Source organism: Sinorhizobium arboris LMG 14919, from assembly GCF_000427465.1.
GTDB classification, from domain to species: Bacteria; Pseudomonadota; Alphaproteobacteria; order Rhizobiales; family Rhizobiaceae; genus Sinorhizobium; species Sinorhizobium arboris.
This window is the reverse complement of sequence record NZ_ATYB01000008.1, coordinates 1,516,323-1,524,328: the sequence shown is the minus strand read 5'-3', so window position 1 is coordinate 1,524,328 and position 8,006 is coordinate 1,516,323. Positions and strand designations below refer to the sequence as shown.

Genomic DNA, 8,006 nt, shown 5'->3' with positions numbered 1-8,006 from the left:
GTCCTCGGTGTAACCGAGATTGTTCGACGGAATGACCGACTTTCCGACCCGGGTGAATTCGGTGCCGCGGTATTCGGCGATACGGCTGGGATCCATGGCATAGGCCAGGGCGCGGCGTACCCGAATGTCGTCGAACGGCGCATTCTTGGTATTGATGTGCAGCACGGTAAGTTCGGCTGGGTCGAAGATGTCCACGGTGGTTCCATCGACCGCCAGGGTGCGCTTCAGCCAGTTCGGATCGGCAAGTCCGGTGGCCGCGTCGACTTCACCGGCAAGGAAGGCTAGGTCCCGGGCAGCCGCGGCATTGAGGAAGCGATACGTTACCTTCGTCAACTTCGGAGCCCCGCGGAAATAGTCCTTATGGGCCGTGAAGTGCACGGCTACGCCAGGCTCGATCGAATCGAGTTGAAAGGGCCCGAATCCTACCGGACTGCGAGAGAAGCTCTCACCGCGTTCTTCGTAGGCCTTCTTGCTGATGATGAAGCCGCCGGCATAGTTCGCCAATGGGCCCAGCACGCTTGGAATGGCGTTCTTCAGCGTGATGCGCACGGTATAGGGATCAACAGCCTCGATCTTGTCGAAGGAGGCGTAGTCAGTGGCGAATGCCGAACGTTCGGGATCCGCCGCTTTCTGCAGGCTGAATACGACGTCCTCGGCGGTCACTTCGCCATAATTGTGATGAAATTGCACCCCCTTGCGCAGTTTGAAGGTCCAAACCAGCTTATCCGGGCTGGATTCCCAACTCTCGGCCAGGTCGGGCTCGATCCGGGCGGGGTCGGTTGTGCCGGGAGCGAAGCGGACCAGGCCGCCAAAGATCCAGGCCACCAGCGTGCGGTCAGTGGTGCTCGCCGAATAATGCGGATCGAGATTGCCGATGTCTGCAGCTGCGGCGCCGAGCGTGAGCTCCGTCTTCGCGGCGACCGCCGGCAGCGGAGCAAGCGCGCCGCCAGCCAAGATCGCAGCCAAAGCCAATGCTCTCGGGAACCTAAAATGCATCATTGCGCTACCTCCTTGATGAGCATGATGTTTCCTTTAATCGGATCGGACTGGCGACGGGGGTTCAGCGCAGAGAAAAGCGGCCCGAAACCATGGTCCAGTATCCCGTCGAGCGCCGGGAGAATGTCGTTCAGCCAAACGGAATCGATGCTCACGGCGCCGATCTTGCGGAATTTCTCCGCCACCTGATCGCGTGACATGGGGTTGGCAACGTCGCCCAGCGGATGAAGGACTGTGGCGGTCTGCGGACCGTCACCCTGATCGATGATCACGCGGCAGGGCGTCCTTTTGGGGAAAGACTCCGCGAAATCCTCATGCGCGACCAGCTCGATGCGGCCGGCGAGATCAAGCACGTCCGGATCGGTCAATCGGGCCGCATCGACAGGCTGAAGGGCCGATGGTCCGTACAGGGCAGCCAGGGCGCAGCTGAAATAAAAGCTGTACTGCCCGGCTTCGAGCGTCTTCGGCGCCCGCGAATTCGAGAGCTTCAGCCCTTGCGGGAACGTCTCTATTCGAAAACTGCGTATTGTCCTGCCGGGCTGGCGCAACTGCAGAACAGCGTCGATCGCAGCGTGCATGTACCGGCAGCAAGCATAGGGTTTGAGGTAACACTGCTGCAGCCACCAGCTTTGTCCGAGTCCGCCGGTCACGATTTCGCGGTCGAAATGCGAGGACCTGTCCAGAAGGTCGAGCGGCCCGGTCGCTCCGGCGCGCGCGCGATAGGCACCAGTCAGGCCCGCCGTTACGGCTGGGGGAATTACTTCCTTCACCGTGGTGCCTTGATACTTTGAACTGCCCGTCGGGAAACCTATGGGCCCCTCGGCGCCTGCAATGGCCATCGCATTTGCAAGCTGCTCGGCGGTCAAGCCCAGCAGGCGCCCGGCCGCGGCAGCAGCTCCGTAGCCCACCCAGCGGCCACTGCTGTAGGTATCGATGGTCGAGGTCGGACGAGACGAGGCCACACGCAGGGCGACATCATAGCCAAGTACGATTGCGCTTATGATCTGCTCGTCGCTCGAGCCAAGCGCCTGCCCCACGGCCAGAGCCGCGGGAATAACGCCCGCTCCGGCATGACCGGCAGCACCGCGGTGACCGTCGTCGATGTCAAGAGCACTCGCCGCCGCGGCATTAGCCATGGCCGCTCCGGCGGGCGACAGACTGATGTCGGTCAGCCAGATTGTGGCCGATCCGGGTCCGTATAGATCGACCGCGGCTGCACGTGCCGCCGCCGCAAGCGGTGAGTGCAAACCAGCGGCCGTCGCAGCCAACAGGTCGGCCAGGAGAAGTGAAGCAGCTTCACGCGCCTGTTCCTGTATATCTGCCGCAGAACAGCCGGCGACAAAGGCTGCAAGCTCTTCGATCGTGTGCAAGTCGATGAGTCCTTCTGGGTGGGTCAGGTTGCGCTGCGGATGAAGTGCCCATCGGAGGCCATGCTCCAGAGCGGGGCCGGCGCCTGGTACCGGAGAGGCTTGATGGGACTGCGCGGCTGGGTAACGTCCACGCCCTGTGGAGAACGCCGGCCGCGCTGGTCAGGGTGGGTGATCGGGATGGCCGCCAGCAAGCGCCTGGTATATTCGTGCCCCGGTCGGCCGACGACGTCCTCGGTCTTGCCGATCTCGACGATCTCCCCGAAATACATGACGGCCACGCGATCGCAGATCCGCTCCACCGCGGCCATATCGTGGCTGATGAACAGATAGGAGACGCCAAATTCCTTCTGCAGATCGATCATCAAGTCGATGATCTGAGCTTTGATCGCCACATCGAGCGCCGAGACCGCTTCGTCGGCTATGATGAGCTTCGGCGACATCGCCAGAGCGCGCGCGATGCAGATTCGCTGTCGCTGGCCGCCCGAAAACTCGTGCGGCAGGCTCGAGGCGCGCGCTGGATCCAGGCCGACCCGCTCCAACAGCCATTGCATCTTCTCGAAGGCTTCGGCGCCTTTGGCGAGCCCATGGACTTGCATAGGCTCGATAATTGCAGAGCCGATTGTCTGCCGGGCATCCAGCGAACCATAGGGATCCTGGAATATCATCTGCACATCGCGCCGCATTCGCGCGAGGCTCTGCGGGTCGTCATAGTCCACCCGCCGTCCAGAAACCCGGACATCGCCGGAAGCGATCGGAGCTAGGTTTATGATTGCCTTGCCGATCGTCGATTTGCCGGAGCCCGATTCCCCCACCAGACCAAGCGTCTTGCCCTTCGTTATGGCCAGGGATGCACGTTCGACCGCATGCACCATACCGGTCAGACGGCCGAAGAAACCGCTGCGGACCGGAAAGCGCACGGTGAGGTCGTTTACCTCGAGCACAGGCGTTTCGCGGGTGAACGACGCCGGCACGCCCTCCACCGGCCGAGCAGGAACGCTGAACTCGCTGAGTTTTCCCACGAGACTGGGAGCGGCCTCTATCAAACTGCGGGTATAGGCGTCTTTCGGGTTGGAAAAGACTTCATGGACAGTTCCGCTCTCGATTTCGCGGCCCCGACGCATGACCAGCACGTTGTCGGCCAACTCGGCCACAACACCCATGTCGTGCGTGATGAACAGGACCGCAGCGCCTGTCTCGCGCTGGAGGTCTTTCAACAGGGCCAGTGTCTGGGCCTGAACCGTCACATCAAGTGCCGTAGTTGGCTCGTCGGCGATGATCAGCGCCGGATCGCAAGACAGAGCCATGGCGATCATCACCCGCTGCCGCATTCCGCCGGAGAAGGTGTGTGGATATTGGTGCATCCGCGCTTCCGGGTCGGGGATGCGCACCTTCCGCAGCATGTCCAGTACGGCTTCCTTCAGCGCATTGCCGCTGAGCCCCTTATGAATGCGGATTACCTCGGCCAACTGGTCGCCCACGCGCTGGACCGGGTTCAGCGACGTCATCGGCTCCTGAAAGATCATGCTGATCCGCCCGCCGCGCACCCGACGCATTTCCGGTTCGGTCAGTGTCAGAAGGTCACGGTTATCAAGTATGATCGACCCTTCTGCTCGTGCGACGCGCTCGGGCAAAAGCCGCATTATCGCAAGCGAAGTCACGGATTTTCCGGAACCGGATTCTCCCACCAGCGCCAGAGTGCTCCCTGCGGCGATCTCGAAATTGAGATCGTGAACGACCGTCGTGCGGCCGAAGGAAACGCTGAGATGACGTACCGAGACGACAGGGTTCTTCTCCATCACGAGGCATCCTTCAGGCGGGGGTCGATAGCGTCGCGCAGGCCGTCACCGATCAGGTTGAATGCAAGGACCAGAAGCAGAATCGCTACGCTGGGGACGAGCGCGAGATGGAAGGAACTCAGGATGTTGTCGAAACCGTCGCGCACCATCCCGCCCCAGGTCGGGGTGGGCGGCGCCAGCCCCAACCCAATGAACGCTAAGGAGGCTTCGGTGCGTACGGCAGTGGCCATCCACAGCGAAGCCATGACCATCACCTCCGGCAAGATCGCCGGCATGATGTGCCTGAAGAGTATTCTCGGTCCTGAGAACCCCATCGCCCGACATGCCTGCACATACTCGCGGTCACGCTGTGTGATGACGCCGGCCCGGGCGATGCGAGCGAAGGCCGGTGTCGCCGTGAATGCGATTGCGATGACGATGTTGGTCAGCGTGGCGCCCATCAACGCAACGAGCGCGAGGCCGAGAATGAGCGAGGGGAAGGCCAGCACCACATCCATGATCTGCATGAAGATGATGTCGATGCGGCCGCCGACATAACCGGCGATCATGCCGATCAGCGTGCCGACCACCAGCGCAGTCAGAATGGCGAAGAAGCCGATGGTGAGCGAATAACGGGCGCCGTAGACGATCCGCGACCAGATGTCTCGACCGAACTGGTCTGCGCCCAGCCAGAACTGTGAGCCTGGCTCGGCCAACTGGTTCATGATGTTCTGACGTGCAGGATCGTGCGTCGCCAGTTGCGGCGCGAAGAATGCGGCGAGAACCAGCGCTACCACAATGGCTATGCCGATCCATGTCGAGGCGTTCAATTGTGCGGCAAAATCGCGAAACGCGCTTCTGCGCTTGATCGGTTGCGAGGGCGTGACGGTGGCGTCGGTCATTTGTACTGAACCCTCGGATCAAGAAAGCCATAGGTCAGGTCGGTCAGCAGGTTCACGACGACGACCATCAGCGTGTAGACGACAATCATGCCCTGAAGCAGCGTGTAGTCCCGCTGCGTCAGCGCAGTCAGGATCAGCTTGCCCAAGCCGGGCCGCGAGAACACGATCTCGGTCAGAACCGAATTGCCGATCAAAATGCCGAGATAGAGCCCAACGACCGTGGTGATGGGAATCATGCAGTTCCCGAGGGCATGCTTCCACACGACAGCGGCGGGGCTGGCGCCCTTGGCGCGCGCAGTGCGCACGAAATCCTGGTTGAGCACCTCCAGCATGGCTGAGCGGGTCACGCGCGTGATGTAAGCCATCATGATCAGCGCGAGCGCCAGCGTAGGCAGAGCCATTTGCCGAAGCCGGTCGCCTATTGTTTCGCCCGTGCCTGCGCTGATGACGGGAAACCAGCGGAACTGGATGGCAAAGACCATCAGCAGCACGATTGCCGCGACGAAGGCCGGCAACGAAAGGCCCAGCAGTGAGACGAACCGCAAAAAATAATCCGGGAGGCGATTGCGCTTTACGGCAGCCCAGACGCCGGCGGGGACGCCCAACAGCACCCCGAGCGCAAGCGCGGCGATTGTCAGTTCCATGGTGTACGGCAAGACCGTGAGTATTTCTTCCGAGACCGGACGCCCGGTCACCATTGACTTGCCGAGATCGCCTTGTACCGCTTGCAGGAGGAACTGGCCGTATTGCACGAGCACGGGCTGGTCGAGGCCAAGCCGCGCATGCAGAGCCGCGATGCTGGCGGGGCTTGCCTGATCTCCAAGAATGACCAGCGCCGGGTCTCCGGGCAGGACCCTCACGATCAGAAAAACCAAGGTAAGCACGCTAAACAGGGTCAGGACAGCAAACCCGAGGCGCTTGATCAGAAATGGCAGCATCCACTCGCCCTTCGTCAGACCCCGGACTGGATGGAGGCGCCTGACAAAAGCATATCCAGCCGACGCCTGCGCCGTATCGGGCACAGGAAACCGGTGAACGACAGCCTCCTCACCTGTCCGGAAAACTCCGTTTCCTTGCGGGCACGATGCTGGCTTTCGCCAAGCCTGTCAACAAATTCCTTTAATCGAGACAGATTTGAGAATAATGTTCCGATTATAAGAACAAAAGGAAAAGGTGGCATCATGTCGAGCAACGTCGCTTCCTCTCTCAACGCGGAGAGGGCGCTGGAGATACTGATTGTTCTCGGAGACGCCGGGTCGGAAGGACTGAGCTTGGCCGAAATCGCACGGAGAACGGGTTGCGCGAAATCGGCCGCTCACCGGAGCATTGCCGCGCTGCTGCAGAAGGGTTTCGCCGAGGCCGCAGGGCGCTACGGCCACTACCGTCTGGGTCCGGCAATAGAGATGCTGGCCAAACGACAGGAGCGGCTGGAATCCCAAATCCAACTGATCCGACCCGGCATGACTGAATTCGCCCGGCGCACCGGGTTCACGATTTATCTGATGGTGCAGGCAGGGGTCGATGCCGTTTGCGCCGAAATGGTCAGCCGCTCGACGCGGAGGCAGTTCACGATGGGCGTGGGCGCGCGCGTGCCCATGGGCGTAGCCGCAGGAAGCGTGGCCCTGCTCTCGATGTTGCCAGAGGAGAACGCGGCCCAGATTATCGCCGCCAATTCAGAGCGTTACACAACTCACCCATCGCTGCGACACGTTGATTCCGGCGTCGTAGCAGAACTCGTGAGCCAGGCGCGCTGTCGCGGCTATGCGGTCAATATGGGGTATTATTTGCCCGGCGAAGGTGGCATCGGCTTGCCGATCCCACGCCGTAGCCAATACGAAGTGAATGTTGCCGTTTCGTTCAACGCGCCGCTCGAGTTGATGAATGATGCCTGGATCGCGGAGATAGTAGAGAACCTGCGGGAATGCCTCGGCGCTACGCTGCTGCATTCGTAAGGGCAAAAACATGCCGCAGATCAAAGCGTTATAGCGATCTTTGCACATCTGACAGGACGCGCGGCGCTGTAACCGAGTCGATCCGACGCTCGCCCGCCCGGGCCGGGTTGCCTGAAGGAGGTTACGCTGCGAGCGCTCCTAACAAAAGGGGACCACCGCGATCGCGGGCGGGCCCCTTTCAGTTCTTCCAAGGCTCCTCATGTCCCGAGGACTCCTCGGCCCCGATCCGACTTTCAAAGCCTCCTCAAAAACCCATCCGGCGCAACGGTCACCATCAATTTGTTCTGAACCGACCGGTCGATCTCGAATTCAGGATGGGACTTCAAATACGCATGCACCGCCGTCTTCGGATTGTCGCCGACGTCCCAGGGGCGGTCGTCGAAGAAGCCCGCGGGCATCTCCTCGACCAGCGTATCGAAGACCACGCAGTAGCAGCCGGCCGTCACGAGCGGCGCATAGGCCTCGAGTTCGGCAAGCACATGCGCGTGGGTATGCATGGAATCGAGGCATAGCATGACCCGCTTGTAGCCGACCGAGGCCTCACGCACCTGCGCCACGATGTCCGGGTCGATGGACGATCCCTGGAACATCTGGATGCGGCTCGCCATCGGATGACTTTCGATCGCCGCGCGGTTGTGGGCGCGGATGTCGATGTCGATGCCGATGACCTTGCGCCTGGACCGGCTGGGGTCGAAGGAAACGCCCGCCTCGATCGCGTCGCACATGTCGAGCATTGCGAGCAGCGAGGCGCTCATAATCAGCGAGCCGCCATGGGCGATGCCCGTCTCGATCACCAGATCCGGCCGTGTCGCCCAGATCATCTCCTGCATCGCCACCATATCCTGCGGATACTGGATGATCGGGCGCCCGAGCCAGTCGAAGTTATAAACGTAGCGCTTCGCCATCGAAGCTTCGCGCCATTGGTTCGAGAGCGCCTGGAAATCGCCGTCGCAGCCGTAGCCGTCGATAGCGGCCGCCCGCTCGCTGCGGAATTGTTCGATAGGGTCCATG

General features: G+C 61.5%; 7 protein-coding genes. 1 reads left to right on the top strand and 6 read right to left on the bottom strand.

The genetic code is table 11. The annotated features are described in order from the left end of the window. From SINAR_RS0107775 to SINAR_RS0107755, 5 genes are all read right to left on the bottom strand, one after another. A partial coding sequence (locus SINAR_RS0107775) for an ABC transporter substrate-binding protein (protein WP_033057144.1) occupies positions 1-999 on the bottom strand: 999 nt, incomplete at its 3' end. Beyond that, positions 996-2,366 carry an MmgE/PrpD family protein gene (locus SINAR_RS0107770; RefSeq protein ID WP_027998575.1) on the bottom strand — a complete coding sequence of 457 codons (1,371 nt, stop codon included), beginning with the start codon at positions 2,364-2,366 and terminating at the stop codon, positions 996-998. The genes SINAR_RS0107770 and SINAR_RS0107775, both read right to left, overlap by 4 nt. A gap of 23 nt (positions 2,367-2,389) precedes the next feature. Beyond that, complete coding sequence (locus SINAR_RS0107765; protein WP_027998574.1) at positions 2,390-4,162, bottom strand: ABC transporter ATP-binding protein; 1,773 nt, start codon at positions 4,160-4,162, stop codon at positions 2,390-2,392. Further along, on the bottom strand, positions 4,162-5,043 hold the full coding sequence (locus SINAR_RS0107760) for an ABC transporter permease (protein WP_027998573.1): 882 nt from the start codon (positions 5,041-5,043) through the stop codon (positions 4,162-4,164). The genes SINAR_RS0107765 and SINAR_RS0107760 overlap by 1 nt, the downstream gene beginning before the upstream one ends. After that, the gene (locus tag SINAR_RS0107755; protein WP_027998572.1) at positions 5,040-5,981 is read right to left on the bottom strand and encodes an ABC transporter permease; all 942 of its coding nucleotides are present in this window, start codon (positions 5,979-5,981) and stop codon (positions 5,040-5,042) included. Before SINAR_RS0107755 ends, SINAR_RS0107760 begins: the two co-directional genes overlap by 4 nt. A gap of 243 nt (positions 5,982-6,224) precedes the next feature. Here SINAR_RS0107755 and SINAR_RS0107750 point away from each other — a divergent pair, with 243 nt between their 5' ends. Beyond that, a complete protein-coding gene (locus tag SINAR_RS0107750) occupies positions 6,225-6,995 on the top strand; it encodes an IclR family transcriptional regulator (protein WP_027998571.1) in 771 nt (256 codons plus the stop codon). A 233-nt stretch (positions 6,996-7,228) separates the two neighbouring features. Here the strand turns inward: SINAR_RS0107750 and SINAR_RS0107745 are convergent, their stop codons facing one another. Next, positions 7,229-8,005, bottom strand: coding sequence for a cephalosporin hydroxylase family protein (locus SINAR_RS0107745; RefSeq protein ID WP_027998570.1), 777 nt, complete (start codon positions 8,003-8,005; stop codon positions 7,229-7,231). Position 8,006 lies beyond the last annotated feature (1 nt).